The organism is Vibrio sp. Y176, from assembly GCF_033438945.1.
Genome location: NZ_JAWOQS010000001.1, coordinates 582,109 through 604,813, shown reverse-complemented (window position 1 = coordinate 604,813; position 22,705 = coordinate 582,109). Strand labels below are relative to the sequence as shown.

General features: G+C 46.2%; 5 protein-coding genes. 2 read left to right on the top strand and 3 right to left on the bottom strand.

Annotation, left to right across the window (positions count from 1 at the left end; all coding sequences use genetic code 11):
• The first annotated feature begins 13 nt into the window (after positions 1-13).
• Positions 14-316, top strand: coding sequence for a hypothetical protein (locus tag R7O13_RS02625; RefSeq protein ID WP_031781170.1), 303 nt, complete (start codon positions 14-16; stop codon positions 314-316).
• 184 nt (positions 317-500) lie between these two features.
• Here R7O13_RS02625 and R7O13_RS02620 read toward each other — a convergent pair whose 3' ends face one another.
• Positions 501-19,118 carry a retention module-containing protein gene (locus tag R7O13_RS02620; RefSeq protein ID WP_318302906.1) on the bottom strand — a complete coding sequence of 6,206 codons (18,618 nt, stop codon included), beginning with the start codon at positions 19,116-19,118 and terminating at the stop codon, positions 501-503.
• 861 nt (positions 19,119-19,979) lie between these two features.
• On the opposite strand from R7O13_RS02620, the gene R7O13_RS02615 reads away from it, so the two are divergent.
• Positions 19,980-20,231 (top strand): YgjV family protein, encoded by a 252-nt coding sequence (locus R7O13_RS02615; protein ID WP_005376619.1) that lies wholly within the window; start codon positions 19,980-19,982, stop codon positions 20,229-20,231.
• A gap of 88 nt (positions 20,232-20,319) precedes the next feature.
• Here the strand turns inward: R7O13_RS02615 and R7O13_RS02610 are convergent, their stop codons facing one another.
• Positions 20,320-20,601, bottom strand: a complete 282-nt coding sequence (locus R7O13_RS02610; RefSeq protein WP_005376622.1) for a DUF2218 domain-containing protein — start codon at positions 20,599-20,601, stop codon at positions 20,320-20,322.
• A 41-nt stretch (positions 20,602-20,642) separates the two neighbouring features.
• Complete coding sequence (locus R7O13_RS02605) at positions 20,643-22,649, bottom strand: TonB-dependent siderophore receptor (protein ID WP_005382608.1); 2,007 nt, start codon at positions 22,647-22,649, stop codon at positions 20,643-20,645.
• Between the last annotated feature and the right edge of the window lie 56 nt (positions 22,650-22,705).

The following is a 22,705-nucleotide window of genomic DNA, read 5'->3' as shown; positions in this document are numbered from 1 at the left end:
TGGGAGTAGTGATATGCCTGTATCAGGAATTCAATCTGGACACCACATCGTTCAGATGTCACAACAAATGGCCGAGAAAGCTGCACATGGCATTAACAATAATGTAAGTAAGGTAAAAGAAGAACTTTCTGATCACAACATCGATTTAGCTGCGGTTGCGGATGTCGCAATAACAGCCTCAACACCTAGCCTTCCCTCTCAAAAAGTTGAATCTCTCTTCAACCTAGCTCAAGCCGCTGGTTATAACCGAGTTGGCGCGTCTGCCATAGAGAAAAACAATGAAATCATTGGCAGCTTGCTAGACATCCACGTTTAGGCGATTTAACGTCAAATTATCGCTATTTTAATTTCCAACTATCACTATAACGTCGTAACAAGATAACCCCTTTGCTTCGTTCTTGCTTTCTATTTCGATTCAAATATCTCCTGTTTAAAATCAAGCTTTCCCGAAAAAAATGGGCGGCTTATCAGAGCCGCCCATTTTTGTGTTGTATACGGGTTTATCCGTTATCAATAACACCGTTGTTCAGCAATGACTCTACAATCTCGTTGGAGCTGAGACCGTTGAAGTCGATTGAAGTACCTAAGTTTTCCACGACAATTGTCTGTTGAACATTTGCATCCGTCGTAATGTTCAGAGAGACACTTTCCGTCGATGCATCGTAGTCTGCCGAAATGTGACTAAGCAGATCATCCATGTCGATCATTGAGTTATTGAGATCAGAGATAACTTCACGTAAATCGATACTGTCTTCGTTAACAGTGAAGTCAGTAATGGTATCCACTGCCCCTTCATCAACGGAATCTACCGTCCACTTGAAGATATCACTGCCGTCTCCACCCGTTAAGATATCTGAACCTAAGCCACCGATAAGCACGTCATCGCCATCGCCACCCAGAATAACGTCGTCACCGTCGCCACCAATCAAGTTGATACCTGTGTCTCCACCGACTAAATAGCTGTCGTCCACTGCGGTTGACTGGTCAATATCGTCGCTATCACTACTCACATCCAAACTAATTTGGACAGGTGAAGACTGCGCTTCATCGCCATTAGATTCCGTTGATATGGCCGTAAGCGAAATATCGTAAGAACCGACATCAATACCACTGTTAGTATCTGTTGCGACAATTTCTAGCGTATCAATTTCATCGCTTGGTACTGTCCAAGTGGTACCATCGAAGCTAATGCCTGATGGAGAAACGCCACTTGTTACCTCAGCACTAGCTGGTACGCCCGTTAGCTCCAAAGACAGCACCTCGTCAATATCAGTAAGCGCCGCCATGATTCCGACAATCGCTAAACCTTGACTGCTCGCGGTTTGGCTAGCCGCAATTTGACGAATGTAATTAAACTGAGGATTGATACTCAATGTAGGTGCATCAGCTACAGGTGTCACATTGATAGTGAAGTCTTGATTCGCTTCCAATGCGGTACCCGATGCATTTTCGAAGTACACGCCGTTGTCTTCGACTTTCACCGATAAAGTGATTGAAGCTGCGTTGACATCTCCTGCATCCACAAATACACCCTCAGAAGCGTCTGTTGCTCCAAGAACGGAGTTAATATTATCTGGTGTGCCCATTAGGGTGATTTCACCAGCCATCCCCGCCCCAACAGTCACACCACTACCTGCTGGCGGCTCGACACGAAGGTCGCCCTCGGTAACTGTAAGAGTCACGGTCATGCTTTCATTTGCTTGTGCGCCCACAAAGTCGACGTCACTCACACTAATACCCGTTACTTTCTGGCCATCAGCTTCATTGATCGTATCCGTTACCGAAGTTGCAGTGATTTCAGGTGCGTCATTGGTCGCTTCAACATTCAACACTGCTGTGCCCGCGATTGTAATTGGGTCTGGAGCGCCGTTAGTGGTTCCGTCATCTGTGATTTCATAAGTGAAATTAACGTCACCAAAGAAATCTGCTGCGGGTTCAAACGTCCACTCTGTCGCACTCACTTGAGTCAGCGTGCCGGAAGCTGGATCCACTAACACAACATTATCGACGGTCAAGTTGTCTGACTCAGGATCACTTGCGTTGCTCAGCAACTCAGTAGCCGTAATAGTTACCGAACCACCATCTTCTTCGGTACTACTCAACGTTACCTCTGATGTTACCGGTGCATCGTTCACCTCAGTGACTTCGAAGGTCGCCGTTCCTGACACCGTTTGAGGATCTGAAACACCGTTCGTTGTACCGTTGTCGGTAATGTCGTAGGTTAGATCGACCTTGCCGTTGTAGCCAGGCGCAGGAGTAAATGACCATGTACCTGTTACGTTGTCGAAATCCAATGTGCCGCTGCTTGGATCAACCAACTGGACATTGCTCACCATCAAGGTGTCGTTTTCAATATCAGACGCATTCGCCAACAAATCAGCTTGGGTAATATCAACCGCCGTACTGTCTTCTGCGATATCAGAAAGTGTCACTTCAGACGTCGTTGGAGCATCATTGGCTTCCGTTACGTTGAACGATGCGCTGCCGTTAACCGATTTAGGATCGGATGCACCATTTGTCGTGCCATCATCTGTAATGGTGTACGTGATTTCAACTGGACCGTTGTAATCTGGTGCTGGGGTAAATTCCCACTCTCCCGTGCCACTGTTGAAAGTAATGCTGCCCGAATTCGGATCCGTTAACTGAACATTGCTAACCGTGAGATTATCGTTCTCTACGTCTGTCGCATTCGCAATAAGATCCGCTTCAGAGATGGAGAACACACCACTGTCTTCTTCAATATCCGGTAGCGTCACTGGCGTAGTTTCTGGGGTATCATTCACCGCTGTTACTTCAATATTGAAGCTGCTGCTGTTGGTATTTAGGGTGTCATCTACCCCACCAATTACGATACCTTCATTACCTTGGTCATCGACTGTCACGTCCACCTGAACGTCACCAAAGAAGTTCAGCTCTGGGTTAAACTCAATCAGACCGTCTGCAATGGCATTGTTTAGATCGGCCACTGTGCCTTTCAGTTCAACGGAGTCCGTACCATCACCGCTCACGGTTAGGTTGTAAGTAGCGATGAGCGTTGGATTAAGCTCCAAGATACCGCTGTCGACGTTCACATTGAGTACGTATTCAGCATTCGGATCATCGAGTACGGCATCAATATCGGTAATGCTGAAACCATCAAGCAGCATTGGCGTATCTTCTGGTGTTTCCACATCCACGGTATTGACGAACTCTGGACGATCGTTCACTGCTTCAACATCAACAGTGACATCAAACTCCTCTGCGGAGCCCAAGCTTTGACTGCCATCGAGCCCAGTATCAACGGCTTGCACTTTGAAATGCAGCGAACCATCCCATGAGTTATCGTTGCGATCACCAGAATTAAACACCACTTGATCCAAGTCTTGAGCATTGATTTCTAAGACAAAAACGCCGCCTTGGTCAGTAAATACTGTCCCATCAGGTAATGAAACGCTCGCCCCATCAGGGACATTTGAGACCTCAACTCTCAGCGTCTCTGGATCATTTTCCTGGTAGTTTGCACCATCTCCGATGGACTCTTTGTTATCAACCACTAACGCATTTACATTAATAACAATGTCTTCGCCCTCATTACCTGCAGCCGAAGTGTCGGGGTTCACATCAACATCATCACCAATAGGATTGACAATAAGCGTAAAGTTGTTGTTTCGTTCCGTTGGAACTTGTAGCAACTCCTCTTGAATGAAGACCGTAATACCTATCTCAGCCTCGCCACTAAAGTGTTTTGGCGGTTTAATTTGGATGTCACTCAGGTCAATGGACGTCTGAGTGAGATCTTTTAGTTGAATACTCCATTCGCCCCCACCGTTGTTCTTAACAACATAATCAGAGGAATTGGATTTAACGATAAAGTCATCAGGAAGTCCCGTTAACTTGAGTGAAACGAAACTCTCAGAACCATCATTATCGTTCAGGCTGATCGAAACACCAGAGCCCGATTGATTCAGCGAAATTAAAGTATCTTCGTCACCAATCACCGTGATTGGCTGCGTCGGATCGGCACCTGTAATGGTAATGTCATCAACGACTGGCGTAACTTCAAATGTGACATCGTCAGTGAAGGTTCTTACATCTATATTATCGCCAGAGTTATTCAAGATAGACTGATCAAACACAGCTTCATCAGTAATTTCTCCCTCGATATTAATCTTGACGGTATTTTGGCCACCACCTACGGGGTAATTTTCTTTTGGCTTAAACAGAACATTGTCAAGCGCACCAGCTAAAATCTCAGCTTCATTAAACTCAATACTGGTTCCTAAGCTGTTACCATTGGCATCAACAAACTCACCTAATGTTGTGTCATCAAGCTCTAACTTGATGTTCGTTAGTGTTTCTCGACCACCTTGAGTGTTGTTAAATTGATCGGCAAAATCAACACTCAAGTTAAGTTGGATTAAGCCATCTTCGTAACCAACACCATCCGCCGTGGGAACGTCGTTATTTAGATCAGTCACAGGTTGTTTGTTTGCATCCAAGCCGAAAGTACCGACGATATCTACTCTTACATTTGGTGTGACATCGCTATCCAACGGCTGATCCCCGGCTGAACTCGGAACGTCTGCAACCGGTAAAACCTGAACTGGAAACTGAACATTATTTTCTTTTTCATCACCGGACTCAGTGTCTTTAGTGACGAACCGAATTGGTAATTCGAAATCACCTGCGTAATCTTCTGCCAAGTGCATCGTCAAACCATCAAGGCCAGTAATATTTCCACTCGCATCGATATGGGCTTGGAACACGTATTTACCATTGACAAAGTCGATATCCGTCCCCGTGATCACCAAGCCAGGAGGAATACCAGGAGCTGAAGGATCGACGATAATAGTCAAGACATCCTCCACGCCATCTGCATTAATCGCATCAACTTTCGACGTTAACTGAGCACCAAGGTTGATAGAATTATCTTCCAACGCTTGAATTTGGACATCATCAGCCACCTGAATCTCTGCCGCTACACTCATTTGCGGTGTGAGAACGGTAGGAAATTCAAGTGTCACATCCGTTTGGCGCATGACCGTCGCATCTTTTTCGTTGCCCAAATCTTCGCCCAAATCATTCACTTCTGCGTAAATGGTTAAGCCAATTTGAGAGAGACCACCGTTATCGCCATCGTCACTGTCATCGTTTGGTGTTAAATCAAGTCCAGACGGCGCTTTAATTGAGAAGTTGTCTTCATTAGTTACTGTCCAACGACCTCCACCTTCATTTAGTGCACCGACGATAACCAATTGGTTGAGGATCTCAGGGTCCACATTGTGAAATTGAACAACAAGTTGAGTCACCACTTCATCTGAAGACGCATCAAACTCTTGGTATTTAATGATATGAGCGCCAGATTCGCCCCCCATAGAAGTGTTGATCGTAAAGTCAATGTTACCTTGATCATCTGACTTCACGATATCGGTAGCACCACCACCACTTTCAGTGACAAGCAGACGGGTTTGGTCGTCTATTGCCCCCGTCTTATCCTCTGGCTCAACGATTGGATTAACTTGGACATTCACCGTACCATTGATGGTTTTCTCAGCGATACCTTCACCGGGATTCAAAGCGTCAACATATTCATGGTCAATCTCTTTCACAGTGACGGTTGTGGTCAAGTCAAAGTCAGTACTTGAGTCCTGTTCCAACTGAACTTGAACATAGCCACTTTGAGAGATTTTAGCGGAAAAATCTTGCTCTGATTCACCGGCTTGCGGTGAAAGCGTTAGTGTTCCAGAAACAAGCGTTTGTGCCACACCATCTACATAGACCGTGCTGCCTGGAGGAAATCCAGAGATGGTTACATCACTAAAGAATTCATCGGTATCAGGGCTTTGTACGAGCGTCGGTTTCCAATCGATGTCAAAGCGCGTATCTTCATCTCCCTCCGATCGAACAACGTAGTTATCTTGAGCGTCAATAACGGGTTCGACCTTGATCCTTACCTCTCTTTCAATCACACGACTATGACCATCATTCTCGGTAACAATGATCGTCCCTGTAATCGCAATGTTTTCAGTTGAAGAGGCTTCCGGAATAATTTGAATACCGGAATTAAAATTCAGCCCAGTGATGTTTGCTTCGTAAATCGGTTGACCGTTACCATCATAGCCAACAAAGGTGAGGTCAACGCTTGAACCGTCTGAATCTACGACACGAACACCGTCGGGGATGTTGGACAGGATAACAGTAATGGCTTCTGAATCATCCTGTGGTCTATCGGCAACTTCACCAGATACAACCGAGAAGTTAAGGTTTACAACACCATTCTCTTCGATAGTCGTCTCTATCCCGGCCACATCTCCGTCTACGAATCGGTTCCAAACGTTCCCCGCGTCAATTAATACCGTGTCTGGTATGTCAGCAACACCTTTTACACCAACGATGACGGTCTTACTGCCCAGTGACAACACATCTTCTGTCGTACCGGTAGACAATGATGCTGTGTCTTTCACAATGCCTTCGACATTGAAAGTAAAGTCATCATTGCTGTGCAACGGAGGAAGAACTTCGACGTTCGCTAATTCAGACTCTGGCACTTCGTAATAAAGTACATTGCCGCCTGAATCGGTCACTTCTACTATCTGACTTGGGTTTGCTGAGTCCAGCCACACCAAAGTAACCCCATCAATTGAGAAGTTAGAAATGCGCACAAATAACGCTTCAGAACCATCTAAGTCCGCTGATGGTTTCATGGTGATCACTTCACTTAATTGGAGTGGGTCGTGATCAGTGACAGGGTCTACCGTATTTTGAGTTCGAGCATTATCCTCAAACACATTAATTCGGTTTACAGTAAAACTACCTTTATCCGCAACTGGGTTTACATCAATAATGATGGTTTCGGTTTCTGAGCGAGCGGTATCTTTCCCAAGCAGTGGATTGTTGTTTTCCGTCGTAATAGCGGTGACATCAATTCTGATTTCGCCCGAGAAGTTATCTATCGGATCAACTTGAACTTCATCAATTCGGCTTGCATCCACCAGATAAACACCACCGGATTTTGGTATCGCACTACCATCTGAATAGACTAACTCTGCATTACCTTCTCCTTGTGTAAAGACAAGCTCGTACACAATGCCTTCAGGGTTACTAGTGTCTTGGGTTTCAGCCGTGATGTTAAGTGCGACATTGTTTCCATCTTCATCAACCGAGTAGTTAAATTCGCTGCTTGCCGTCCACGTTGCAATATCTGCGACGGCAGCAACTTCAATGTCTAAACGACCATTAATCGTATGATCTGGCGTACCATTGTTAAGAATTTCCACGCGGATACGAGGATCGATACCAGAAGCATCGGTTGATGTATGACGATCTGGTACGAAGTACAAGTTATCTAACGAGACAAGCTCACCATTGAATGACTGCTCAACATTTGATGCGTCGAGAACAACCGTATTGCCCACAGATGTTAATTCAATGTAGTTGCCACTGCCGTCTCTGTAGTAGAACGTACCGTTGTGAGTATCAGCATCTCGAATAGTGATGTCACCTAAGCTCTCGTTACGGTCGATATCATGTAAATTGATAACCAGGTCGACTTTCGCAGGGCTAACATCCAGCGTCGACAAGTTGTCCTGAGTATTTGCAGAGTCAACGCCCACAACGACACCATCACGCCCTTGGTCTTCGAACGCAGTAACGGTAGACGTGTCAATTTGCGCATTGCGGTCTCTTATCGAGATATCCACATCGGCATCTGCGATATCGCCATCACCATCGGTTGCAACAACGTTGATGGTGAAATCAATCGAGTCGGTTTCGGTATGGTCAAGATCGTCATTCGGACGGAATGACACACTGCCATCGGTTCGAACAACCAAACGACCGATTTCAGTATCCACTCCGTCAAGAACCTTGTGAACAAATACGACTTGGTCGCTGCCGTTCAAATCGACAGAATCAGAATCAACACCGTTTTGCTTAAAGTAAATGCCTGAATCATCAGCCGAGAATGAAGTCACTTGTGCGCCGTCAGCACCAAGGTCATCATCCCCCTCTACAGGGTCTCGGAATAAACGAACCGTGCGGCTGCCTTGTCCCTCAACACGCGAAATAGATGCATCGTGCAAGGTTGGAACATCATCGGTAATCGTCACTGGTAAGTTAATACCGGCCGTATCGCCATCGACATCGGTCGCAAAGACTGGGAGATCAAGTATGAGTGTATCTTCGCCTTGAGTTGAGTGATCTAGCGCACCCTCAAGCGTAAACTTGTAAGAGCCGTCAGCGTTCAAAACTAGCGTGAATACTGAGTTACCATCAGGTGTTTGACCTTGATAAGTAAAGTTGTTGTTGCTTACCGCGGTTTGAACTAACGTCACCGCAAGACCACCTGAAGTGACTCCTGGTATCGGGTTAGAAGTAAGATCCAGCTGATAAGAGACAACGGTATCTGCCCCTTCCACCGTATCGAAATTGCCCGTCGCTTCTAGGCTGTCTTTGTTGGTTGCCTGAGAGCCGTTGGCAAGGTCATCCTCATCAACAGCCAAAGCATCTGCTGATTTAATTTCGGGAATGTCATCAACTACGGTAATTGGAAGATTCAGTGATGATGACGTGTCACCATCAAAGTCTGTTACTGTAATTGGAATATCAATGACAAGGTTGTTTTCACCTTGAACAGCGTCATGGTCGATTGGTCCCAACAGCTCAAATTGGTAGCTGTCATTATTCGCATCAAGAGACAGCGTGAAGATCTTAGTTGATGTGCCAGTAATAACCGCTTCGTAACTGGTTACTCCACCATTCGTGCCTACTAGATTCAACTCGATGCTGCTGCCGTTCGACGTTAAGCCAGACACGACTGCATCGAGGTCTGAAACTTGGTAGCTGACAATCTTGTCTGCACCAGCAACGACCTCAAATCCGCCGTTCAATACCGTAGAATCATTACTTGTCGTGTCAGATCCACCGGCAAGATCATCTTCATCAACGGTTTGTTGGCTAGAGTCTGTCACTTTCACAATCGCTGGAACATCGTCCACCACGGTGATCGGCAAGGTGATGTTATTGGACACATCGCCATCAAAATCAGTCGCGTTGACTGGGAAGTTAATGACCAACGAGTTTTCATCGTTACCCTCAGGATGATCAAGTGCACCCAACAGTTCAAATTCATAACTGTCTGCTGAACCATTTAGCGTCAGTTTAAAGACGGTGTCCGTCGTACCTTGTACATAAGCTCGGTACTCAATCACACCGTTTGAATTTGAAAACTCAACCAACTCAAGCGGTTGACTACCTGAGGTAAGTCCAGAAACAGGCGACGTTAAGCTATCCAACTGGAAGCTAACGATAGAGTCGGCACCATCAGTAACGTCAAAGTTGCCACCAATGATATTGGATTCTGGCGTGTCGTCCGAACCTTGGCTTGGAATATCATCCTCATCCACAGACAAGGTACTACCAGAGCTAATAGCATCAATGGTTGGCTTGTCATCTACGATGGTCACTGGCAAGGTCGCAGTGATGATATCGTTGTCGCCATCCGTGATCTTCACAGGTAGATTCAACAAAATCTCATCAGAGTTAACCGCGTGATCTAACTGACCAGATAACTCAAAGTCGTATTTACCATCTTGATGAAGTGTCAACGTGAAGACCGTCACTCCACCCGGAGTTTGTCCCACGTAAACAAGCGCGTCAGCAGTTGAAGCGCCAACGTCTTGAGAAAGTGTTACCTCTTCTCCACCCGATTTCAGATTCGGGATAGGATTTGAGCTTAGATCCAATTCGAAAGCATCAATACCATCTGCGCTAGTGACTTCGAATTCACCTGATACCGTTAACGACTCTTTAGTACCATCAGAACCAAGAGGTAAGTCATCTTCGTCGACACGTAGACTTTCAATATTGGTAACAACTGGAACATCGTCCACAACGGTAATTGGCAATGTGAAGGCTGGTGAAGTATCACCATCATTATCTGTCGCCGTCACAGGGAGGTTAATAACAATCTCGTTTTGCTGATTACCATCTGGATGATCAAGCGGCTTCTGTAAATCGAACTCGTAGGTGTTGTTCGTTGCATCCAACGTCAGTTCGAACACCACTTCAGCAGGATTGCCAGTGACACCTTGGTATACGTTCACGCCGTTTGCGCTAGAAGACAGGACTAAGGTGATAGCTTCACCATCTGAAGTCAGTGACGCAACAGGCGTGGTCAGGTCACTCAGCTGAATAGAGGCAACTTGGTCAGCACCTTCGGTGATATCAAAAGTACCTGAAATAACAGTATCTTCTGCACTTGCAGCATCCGTACCTGCTGGTAGGTCATCTTCATCAACGGTTTGTTCGCTGCCTGCTAGCAAACCATCAATGGTCGGAACATCATCCACAACCGTAATTGGTAAGGTGATGTTGTTCGACACGTCTCCATCAAAGTCAGTCGCGTTTATCGGTAAATTGATGACCAGTTCATTTTGGCCATCAGCATTTGGATGATCGAGAGGAGCAAGCAAATCGAACGTGTAGCTGTCATCAGAGGCATCAAGGGTCACACGGAATACTGGTGTCGTCGTGCCATCAATACGAGCTTCGTAAACTGAAACGCCACCTGCGTTTGATACTTCAACCATAACCAGAGATTGACCACCAGAGGTCAGGCCTTGTACTGGCGTCGTCAGGTCAGAAACGCTGTACTCCAAAATGCCATCAGAACCATCAGTCGCGATGAAGTTACCTGCAATGCTGTTCGACTGCGTACCATCAGATCCGACTGTTGGGATATCGTCCTCGTCAACCGTTTGCACACTTGTTGCTTCGATGCCACCAAGTGTCGGTTTGTCATCAACGATCTTGACAGGAATTGTCTCAGCAGACGTGTCGCCATCAAAGTCGGTTGCGATGATTGGGAAGTTCAGTGTCAGCTCGTCACTATCTACCGCGTGGTCGATTGGACCTTCTAGCGTGAAGTTATAAGAGCCATCGGTATTCACAGTTAACGTAAAGACCGCTTCAGAGCCCGCTGTCGCCTCGTAAGTAAAGCTGCCATCGCCATTTGCGGTTTCCGTCAGTGTGACTGCCACGCCTTGTGATGTGAGTCCAGCTACTGGTGTTGCAGAAGCATCGAGCTGATAGCTCACCACTCGGTCCGAGCCTTGTGTGGTGGTGAAGTTGCCATCGATTGAAATCGGGTCAGTTTGGTCTGAGCCAATCGTACCTAAATCATCCTCATCAACGGTAATCGCATCAACATCGGTAATAGTTGGCTTATCGTCCACGATGGTGACTGGGATCGTTTCTGTGGTGGTATCACCATCAAAATCCGTCGCGATGATTGGGAAGTTCAGCGTCAGCTCATCACTGTCTACCGCATGGTCGATTGGCCCTTCAAGCGTGAAGTTGTATGAACCATCCGTATTAACGGTCAGCGTAAATACGGCTTCAGTTCCTGCTGTTGCTTCATAAGTGTAGCTACCGTCGCCGTTTGCGGTTTCAGTCAGCGTCACTGCCACACCTTGCGATGTTAGACCATCAACTGGCGTTGCAGCAATATCTAATTGGTAGCTTACTACCCCATCAGAGCCTTGCGTTGTAGTGAAGTTGCCATCGATTGAAACTGGATCTGAGCCGTCAGAGCCAATCGCCGCTAGGTCATCTTCATCCACGCGGATGGCGTCTACGTCAGTGATGGTTGGTTTATCGTCAACGATGGTGACAGGCAGTGTTTCTGTCGACGTATCGCCATCAAAGTCTGTTGCGATAATCGGGAAGTCGATTTGCAGGCTGTCGCTATTCACCGCATGGTCTAGTGGGCCCTGCAGAGTAAAGGTGTAGCTGCCGTCTGGCTTCACCACCAATTCAAATACGTCATTGCCATTTGCTGTGGCAGTGTAAGTAAAGCTGCCATCACCATTTGCTGTCTCTGCAAGCACGACAGGCTCACCATGAGAGGTCAACCCTGCTACTGGATCTGCCGTTGCATCAAGCTGGTATTTAACAACGCTGTCTGAGCCTTCAGTTGTGGTGAAAGAACCCGACATAAACGCATCATCGTTTTGGTCTGAGCCAATTGAGGCGAGATCATCTTCGTCCACCGTGAGTGGAACAACGTTGTCGATAGTTGGAACGTCATCAGTAATCGTGACGGGAATGGTCGCGGTCGTCGTATCGCCATCAAAGTCTGTTGCAATGATTGGGAAGTTCAGTACTAATTCATCGCTGTTTAACGCGTGATCGACCGGCCCTTCCAGACGGAAGTTGTATGTGCCATCAGCATTCACGTTCATGGTGAAGACAGGATTGCCATCCGCGGTAGCCACGTAAGTGAAGCTGCCATCGGCATTCGCAGTCTCTACCAAAGTAACAGGCTCACCTTGAGAAGTTAAACCTAAGACAGGATCAGAAGTTGAATCAAGTTGGTAGCTCACCACTCGGTCTGAACCTTGAGTAGTCGTAAACGCGCCTTCCACAAACACAGCGTCAGTTTGGTCTGAGCCAATGCCTGATAAATCATCTTCGTCTACAGCCAGAGGCACGACATTATCAATGATTGGTGCATCATCCGTAATGGTGACTGGAATGGTTGCCGAAGTCGTATCACCATCAAAGTCGGTAGCAATAATTGGGAAATCAATCGTCAGGCTATCGCTGTTGACGGCATGGTCAATCGGGCCTTGCAGCGTAAAGTCGTACGTACCATCTGTTGCGACATTTAACGTGAAGACAGGATTGCCGTCAGCGGTCGCAACATAAGTAAAGCTGCCGTCGCCATTCGCGGTTTCCACCAAGGTAATCGCCTCACCTTGAGACGTTAGCCCCGCAACAGGATCAGCAGTTGAATCCAGTTGATAGCTCACCACTCGGTCAGAGCCTTGAGTGGTCGTAAACGCGCCTTCAACGAACAGATCGCCGCCTGGGTCTGAGCCCACACCGCTAAGGTCGTCTTCATCGACACTCAACGCATCCACCGCAGTGATGGTCGGAACATCATCAACAATGGTGACTGGAATGGTTTCTGTGACAGTGTCACCATCAAAGTCGGTTACGATAATTGGGAAGTTCAGTGTCAGCTCGTCACTATCCACCGCGTGATCAATTGGCCCTTCTAGCGTGAAGTTATAAGAGCCATCAGTATTCACTGTTAGCGTAAAGACCGCTTCAGAGCCCGCGGTTGCTTCGTAGGTGAAGCTGCCATCACCGTTTGCAGTTTCAGTTAATGTGACAGCCACGCCTTGCGATGTTAAACCGTCAACTGGTGTTGATGTGCCATCGAGTTGGTAGCTCACCACTCGGTCTGAGCCTTGTGTGGTGGTGAAGTTACCATCAATAGAAATTGGATTGCTTTGGTCTGAACCGATTGACGCTAGATCATCTTCATCAACCGTAATGGCATCCACGTCAGTAATAACTGGCTTATCGTCCACGATCGTCACAGGGATCGTGGCGTTTGTGGTGTCGCCATCAAAGTCGGTCGCGATGATTGGGAAGTTCAGTGTCAACTCATCGCTATCTACTGCATGGTCAATTGGACCTTCAAGCGTGAAGTTATAAGAGCCATCAGTGTTCACTGTCAGCGTAAAGACCGCTTCAGTACCCGCTGTCGCCTCGTAAGTAAAGCTTCCATCGCCGTTTGCGGTTTCAGTTAGCGTGACTACCACGCCTTGTGATGTGAGGCCGTCAACTGGTGTCGAAGAAGCATCGAGCTGATAGCTCACTACTCGGTCCGAGCCTTGTGTGGTGGTGAAGTGGCCATCGATTGAAATCGGGTCAGTCTGATCTGACCCAATCGTGCCTAAGTCATCTTCATCAACGGTAATCGCATCGACGTCGGTAATGGTTGGCTTATCATCCACGATGGTAACAGGCAATACGATTTGGCTTGTGTCACCATCGAAATCAGTAGCAATAACATTAAAATCGAGGGTTAAGCTGTCGCTATTTGCCGCATGGTCGATTGGACCTTGCAGCGTGAAGTTGTATGAACCATCCGTATTTACTGTTAGCGTGAAGACCGATTCAGTACCTGCCGTCGCTTGGTAAGTGAAGCTACCATCACTGTTTGCAGTTTCAGTCAGGGTCACTGCCACACCTTGCGATGTTAGGCCATCAACTGGCGTTGCAGCAGTATCTAATTGGTAGCTTACTACCCCATCAGAGCCTTGCGTTGTAGTGAAGTTGCCATCGATTGAAATTGGATCTGAGCCGTCAGAGCCAATCGTCGCTAAGTCATCTTCATCCACACGGATCGCGTCTACGTCGGTGATGGTTGGTTTATCGTCAACGATGGTGACAGGCAGTGTTTCTGTCGACGTATCGCCATCAAAGTCTGTTGCGATAATCGGGAAGTCGATTTGCAGGCTGTCGCTATTCACCGCATGGTCTAGTGGGCCCTGCAGAGTAAAGGTGTAGCTGCCGTCTGGCTTCACCACCAATTCAAATACGTCATTGCCATTTGCTGTGGCAGTGTAAGTAAAGCTGCCATCACCATTTGCTGTCTCTGCAAGCACGACAGGCTCACCATGAGAGGTCAACCCTGCTACTGGATCTGCCGTTGCATCAAGCTGGTATTTAACAACGCTGTCTGAGCCTTCAGTTGTGCTGAAAGAGCCCGACATAAACGCATCATCGTTTTGGTCTGAGCCAATTGTAGCGAGATCATCTTCGTCTACTGTCAGTGGAACAACGTTATTAATGGTTGGAACGTCATCAGTAATCGTGACTGGAATGGTCGCGGTCGTCGTATCGCCATCAAAGTCTGTTGCAATGATTGGGAAGTTCAGTACTAGCTCATCGCTGTTTAACGCGTGATCGATTGGCCCTTCCAGACGGAAGTCATATGTACCGTCAGCATTCACATTCATGGTGAAGACAGGATTGCCATCCGCAGTTGCCACGTAAGTGAAGCTGCCATCGGCATTCGCAGTCTCTACCAAAATAACAGGCTCACCTTGAGAAGTTAAACCTGAAACAGGATCAGAAGTTGAATCAAGTTGGTAGCTCACCACTCGGTCTGAACCTTGAGTGGTCGTAAATGCGCCTTCCACAAACACTGCGTCAGTTTGGTCTGAGCCAATACCTGATAAATCATCTTCGTCTACAGCCAGAGGCACGACATTATCAATGATTGGTGCATCATCCGTAATCGTGACTGGAATGGTTGCCGAAGTCGTATCACCATCAAAATCGGTGGCAATAATTGGGAAATCAATCGTCAGGCTGTCACTGTTAGCTGCATGGTCAATCGGGCCTTGCAGCGTAAAATCGTAAGTGCCATCTGTTGCTACGTTTAACGTGAATACCGGATTGCCGTCTGCGGTCGCCACATAAGTAAAGCTGCCATCACCGTTGGCGGTTTCCACCAAGATAATCGCCTCACCTTGAGAGGTCAGCCCCGCAACAGGATCAGCGGTTGAATCCAGTTGATAGCTCACCACTCGGTCAGAGCCTTGGGTAGTGGTAAACGCACCTTCAACGAGCAGGTCACCGCCAGGGTCGGAACCCACACCGGTAAGGTCATCTTCATCGACACTTAACGCATCCACTGCTGTGATGGTCGGTACATCATCAACAATCGTGACTGGAATGGTTTCCGTAACGGTATCGCCATCAAAGTCGGTTGCGATAATTGGGAAGTTCAGTGTCAGTTCGTCACTATCAACCGCGTGATCAATTGGCCCTTCAAGTGTGAAGTTGTAAGAGCCATCAGTATCTACTGTCAGAGTAAATACTGGGTTTCCACCCGCAGTCGCTTCATAAGTGAAACTACCATCACCATTTGCGGTTTCTGTCAGTGTGACAGCAGCGCCTTGCGATGTTAAACCGTCCACTGGTGTTGCTGAAGCATCGAGTTGGTAGCTCACCACTCGGTCAGAGCCTTGTGTGGTAGTAAAGCTGCCATCAATAGAAATTGGATTGCTTTGGTCTGAGCCAATTGACGCTAGATCATCTTCATCAACCGTAATGGTGTCGACGTCGGTAATAACAGGCTTATCGTCCACGATTGTCACTGGGATAGTGGCATTTGTGGTGTCGCCATCAAAGTCTGTTGCGATGATTGGGAAGTTCAGTGTCAACTCGTCGCTATCTACCGCGTGGTCGATTGGACCTTCAAGCGTGAAGTTATAAGAGCCATCAGTATTCACTGTCAGCGTAAAGACCGCTTCACTCCCCGCCGTCGCCTCGTAAGTAAAGCTGCCATCACCGTTTGCGGTTTCAGTCAGCGTGACGGCCACGCCTTGTGATGTAAGGCCATCAACTGGTGTTGAAGAAGCATCGAGCTGATAGCTCACCACTCGGTCCGAGCCTTGTGTGGTAGTGAAGTTGCCATCGATTGAAATCGGGTCAGTCTGATCTGAGCCAATCGTACCTAAATCATCTTCATCAACGGTAATTGCATCGACATCGGTAATGGTCGGCTTATCATCCACGATGGTAACAGGCAGTACGATTTGGCTTGTGTCACCATCGAAATCGGTAGCAATAACGCTAAAATCAAGGGTTAAGCTGTCGGTATTTGCCGCATGGTCGATTGGACCTTGCAGCTCAAAACTGTACGAGCCGTCGGTATTCAAAATCAATGTGAAGACTGCGCTGCCATTTGCCGTTGCGCTGTAGGTATAGCTGCCGTCTGCATTTTGCGTTTCGGCGATGGAGACGGTTTGTCCTTGAGATTGCAGGCCATTTAAAGGATCAGCGTTTACATCCAACTGATACTGTACGACGCCATCAGAACCTTGAGTTGTCGTAAACTGACCTTCGACCAGCGTTGACTGTGATTGGTCAGAGCCTACCAAACTTAAGTCATCTTCATCGACGGTAAGAGCAACAACGTCGTTAATGATTGGCACATCATCAGTAATGGTAACCGGTAGAACAAGTGAACTGGTGTCACCGTCAAAGTCCGTTGCGACAATAGTGAAGTCTAGCGTTAAGCTATCGCTACCCACAGCATGATCGATTGGACCTTCAAGGGCAAATGAATAAGAACCGTCAGGGTTCACTTGTAAGGTGAAGATAGCGTCCCCTTCTGCCGTTGCAGAATAGGTAAAGCTACCATCTGAGTTGACAGTTTCCGTCAGAGAGATAGATCGACCCTGTGATTCCAACCCATTGAGTGGATCAGTGCCGCTCTCTAATTGATAACTTACGACACGGTCTGAGCCCTGAGTCGTCGTGAAGCTACCTTGTACGAGCACAGAGTCGCTTTGATCGGAGCCGATGCTTGATAAATCGTCTTCATCGACGGCGAGTGCATCAAAACCATCAATCGAAGGAACGTCATCTTGAACTTGAATGACAATTTGCGCTGCTTCTGGTGTGTTCGAACCTTCGGTAAGCGAGGAGCGGTCACCATCCGCATCTACCGCGTAAACTGGCAATGAGAAAGTAAGCGAGTCATCGTTAGCCCCCGTATGGTCAAGTTGTTCATACAAGTTGAATTGGTATTCGCCCAATGCAGGTGCATCAATCGCCACATCAAATACGGTGATACGCACACCATCCAGCTCGATGAAGCCTTCGTAAGTACGTACGCCGTTACTCTCGGACGCTAGTTCTAGTTGAACAACCTGCCCTTGAGATTGGAGTTCTCCACCAACATTAAACTCTGTAGGTTCCAACTCATAGTGATCAATGATGTCACTTCCGACCGCTGTCGTGATCGACCCGGTACCACTTGTTACTGCCGCGCCTTCCTGTGAACCTTGGTCAACCCCCGCCTCGTCTAAAGACAATCCCGTCACGTTTTCAATCACTGGATTATCGCCATCAAGGATGGTCATCGTAAAGGTATTGCTTGCCGTATCTTGGTCAAAGTCAACGATGGTGGTTGGTAAAGAGAGCTCAATCGTATCTTCACCGTTTGCTTGTTCTAACGGCTTAAATTGCTCAAATTGGTAGGTACCATCGGTGTTCAGACTGATCGTTAAGACGGTTTCATTCGAGCCAGCAATGGACAAGGTGATAGTACTGCCGTCTTCAGAGAGTACCGCTTCTGTCGCCTGATTATCACTCAATAGGCCATCGAATTGACTAAGTCCTTCTTGATTAAACGTGACCGTTGCCAATTGATCACTACCAATATCAACAAAAGTGCCAATAATTGGTGTAGAAGAAGATTCAACGTTTTCAAAAGTAACGTTCTGCGGCGCAGGATCATCGCCATCAATAACGGTTGTCGTAAAATCGATAGGCGCTTGAATGCTATTACCACCAATATCTGCGCCTGTAATGTCAAAAGCGATATTGATTTGATCACCGACGATAGATACTTGGCCATCAGCGATGGACGCCACATGGTCAATACCCTGGCTAATCGTGGTAACGACCTCTAACTCTAAATCACGGCCTAAAGATGTCGCTTCGATCTCGATACGAAGCACTTCGTTACCACCTTGAGTGCCGATAATGGCATTTTGCGCTTCGTCGTAAACGAACGCTACTGGCTGACCACCAGAGGTAATGTCACTATTTAACTCGGTTAACAAAGACTCTAATGAGGACGTTTCAGGTACAAATGAAGCAGTATCAAGTGCGAGATCCCCTGCTTCAACCAGCACACTAGAAGAAATGGTTTGCGGGTAGCTAGATAGAGAAATTGAGCCTTCTGTTACGCTAGATTGCAGTGACTGCCCACCATCAGCAAAGATCGTGACATTCAAACCGTCATCTTCGTCGCGATCATCTTCTCCGCTGCGAGTCGCAGACGTTTCAAAAAAAGTAGACGCGAGTACTTCCGGGTTATTATATTCAACCGTCACGTAGCCAGCATTAGCCGAGCCTTCAGCACCTGCGCCAGCAGCTGTTGCTTCTAAGATAGCGGTAGGGTCAGCTCCGTCTAAAATAGCTTGCTGGATAGCGGCAATATCGTTGGCGTCGAAGTCAGCACTTCCAATAGCCGTTGGGTCAAAAGTCACCAAGCCATTAACTGGAGATTGTACCAATACTGGTTCTAACGGTTCAGAAGAAGGCACAGGAAGACAAGCAACACAATTTGCGTCGACCAGATAAAGCTCATTATTTATCTGTACGTCGAGAGAAGCATTATTTTCTGTGATAATAATCTCGCCAGGTCTTAACTCATCCCCCGCTTTTATGACCTTAACGTTTCCATCCAGGCCCAAAACCAAAACTTCACCTTTGACAGCATTTACAATCGCGCTCTGCGGTACCGTGTGCGTACTCATCTGACCTCCGCTAATGGCTTACGTTTCCCATTAACCTTTTTAGATAATTTCTTATTAATTTAGTGCGGCATACTGCACACCTTTATGCGATTAAACTAAGTATTGAATCATTAAACAATCGATAAATACCCTACTACCGAGCAACATAAGTAAAACTTACTCGTAGTCACAGAAATGTGACACATGTGCTGACGCGTAGATATCGAATAATTATATGAAATTGATACCTTATTCTAATTAAGTGTAGTTGTTTTAAGAAAAGAAGAGAGATGAAATCATTCAGCTAAACGCCAGACTGCCGGTTGCGATCAATAATGGAAGAAAAGCAATGAGAATGTTGTATACACCGGAGCGTGATGACAGCTTAATCAATATCGGTGACGAAAAAAACGTAACGATTAAATATTGAACAACATAAATTGCAGGACAAAATGCAACGATAAAAATGTGGCTTACGATATGAATCCCCGCACACCACGAGTTCGGTTTTGTTCTGATATACAGCAAAAAAAACACGACCAAGCTAATAATAAAATACATAAACACATCACTTGAAAATAATTATCATTTTCAATCATATGTAAATATTCCCTTACTTTCAATGGTGTTTGAGCTATTAATGTCATCGTTATTATCAATCAACACAATAAGTAAAATTATCAGTAATTCCAGTCCTAAACGTTTGCGTAATCGCTAACCTTCTCTTAACCTTGATTTGAGGCTTTTATCACGGTTTTTCCATTGATATAGTGCGTCCATACAACAAAAAAAGACCATTCGAGGCATGGAGCTTCCTCATTAATCTCAAGATGAGAAGAATTGGTACCGACAAAATTCGGCAGATTTTAAGAGGGTCAAAAAATGGACATGAATATGGTTGAGATTTTAGGTTATGCAGCTTCAATCATGGTCGCTATTTCGCTAACTATGAAAGATATTGTTAAGCTTCGTATCCTTAACTTTATTGGTTGTGCGCTATTTACCGCTTACGGACTAATGATTGATTCTTGGCCTGTAGTATTAACTAACGGTTTTATTGCTTGCGTTAACATCTACTTCCTAGCAAAAATGCAGCAGGAAAAAAAAAGCCTAGAGCCTGAGAAAGCGCAATAGCATTCAAACAATAAAAGCCCGCAAATCATAAGATTGCGGGCTTTTGCTTTTAATATTCCATTTCTATCACAGCATCCCTAAACAAGCGCTAACGAACCCAGCTAAGTGCTAATGTTTCTCGACGAGAAAACATGTCCACATGCGATGAAATGATCGCCTTAACCGTATTCAGTTTCTCTTCTGAATCCGCCTCACAGGTTATAGTTAGGCTAGATGCACAAAGGTTAAACTCCGCTTTTCCCGTCGGAAATGTCACCAAACCGCTATTTTCATTCCAAGTAGCAGGAACCTTTCGTCCAAAATGCCGACAAAGCGTCACTAAGTATTTGTCAGCGTGTTCACTATCTATTCGGGTGCTTTCTTTAATCATGAACTTACTCGTTACTTTGAAACGTCCTATGAAGAACCTTGTTAGAATTGATAAGCTGCAGAGAGCTTGAAGTTGCGACCCGGCTCGTAGTCATCAAGCGTGAAGCCACGTGCAGTACCCGAACGAGACGCGTGAGAGCTGTACAACTCGTCAAATACATTATCAATACCAAAGGTCACCGACAGTCCATCAATATCAGACGGCACCCATTGAGCGTATAGATTGTGTACATCATAACTTGCTTTCTTTGGCTGACCATCAAAGACGTTGTCTTCCTCTAGAACAAACATTGAGTTCCACCCGAAGATCGTTTCTAAAGCGTCTGACTGGTAATCCAAAGTTAGAGCAATGCTATCACCCATATCAATGCTACGCCCATTGCCCCCAGCAACAGGACCACCAGTATTCTTGTTTTTGGTGTCCGACTTAGAGTAAGAAAGTTTGCTGTTAAACTTGTCGTAACCATAAGAAGCACTTGCTTCAAAGCCTTTAATCTCAACATCACCTAAGTTGTAAATCAGGTAAGTTTGAGTCGCGTTTTGGTACTGGTCTGCAATGTAATCATCAATTTCCGTTTGGAATACCGTAATATTCGCCCCAAAGAAATGCTTATCAAAGGTTTTATCAAAACGAACACCACCCTGCGTGTTCAATCCCGTTTCTGGCTTTAGCCCATCCTCTAAAAATGCAACGTCTTGGTAAGCAATAAAGGTTTCCATTAGCTCTGGACCTTTAAATAGAGAGCGTGCACTCGCAAACAACGTCCAATCTTGAGTCACCGCCCATTCTGCTGCTAGAGCCCAAGTCACATCATCATAATTACTGGTTCCTGTCTCAGCTTTGCGTTTGTAATCATCAAAGCGCATACCTGCAGTAATAAAGAAGGCATCAGAGAAGAAGAACTGATCTTCTACAAACAGTGCGGTTGAAATCGCCGATTCGTCCATAAACTTACGACTACCGTAGTAACTCGAAGACGTTTTATCCATGTAGTCGAAGCCATAAGTGACTCGATTATCAAACTCACCTAACATAACATCTGACTGGAATTTGCCATTCAAACCAAAGTTTTGGTTTTTGGCGGTGTTCTTTGATAAACGGTTCGAGGGCCAACGAGGGGCCATCACCGTTTCGTCACGTTTAATTTCTGTCTCGGTATTATAAAGAGTGACGTTTCCTTGGTGTTGTTCGCCTCGCAACTCGTAACTCAAGGTAACGGTATCGCGGTCATAATCCGTAGGGATAAGTAACTTGCTCGACAGGCTATTATTTGCACTACCAGACATATCAGGACGCGGACTGTAATCTCCACTGTCTCGGTACATGTCATAAGAGAGCTCAAAACGATGGATGTCATTTAGTTCATACCCCAGCTTAGCCAGAATGTTGTAAACATCACCTGCAGCACCATAGGTTTTATTGCCATCACCATCTTCAAAATCATCACGCGTAACGTAATGGCCATAGACCATCGCATCAATGTTTTCGGACAAAAGTCCGTACAGTGTCAACGAACCTTGCTGGTTGTCGTTAGATGCATAGCCGCCATAAACACGCGCACCAAACTTTTCATCGTAACGAAGTAAGTCACGAGCGTCTTTCGTTTCAAAGTAAACCGAACCGCCTAACCCGTTTTGAGTCACAGAGTTATTACCTACCTGAATGTCCGCAGATTTGAGAATGTCAGGGTTCAGCGTCAAGTTACCAATATGATGGAACATGCTCGCATGCTGAGAAGCACCGTCAAGACGAATGTCCAAATCGGTTTCGCTCAAACCACGAATCGTAATACGTTGATTCACAGAGTGTGTTCCACCAACATCTACACCGGGAATATCGCGCAGTAAATCAGACATATGATCGGCTTGCTTCAGTGACATGTCGTCCGCAAACATCGACTCAGTGTTGCTGGAAACTTTCGTTCCCCATACAACGACCTCTTCAAAATGTGACTCAGTATCTTGAGCTAAAACAGGGGTTGATAGCGCCATTCCCACTGCAAGGCAAAGGCTTGAAAGCTTGATAGGTGAACAAGCAGGGCTTTCCATAACTTCATTCCTAAATATTAATGATAATAATTCTCAGGTATAATAAGCATGAGTTT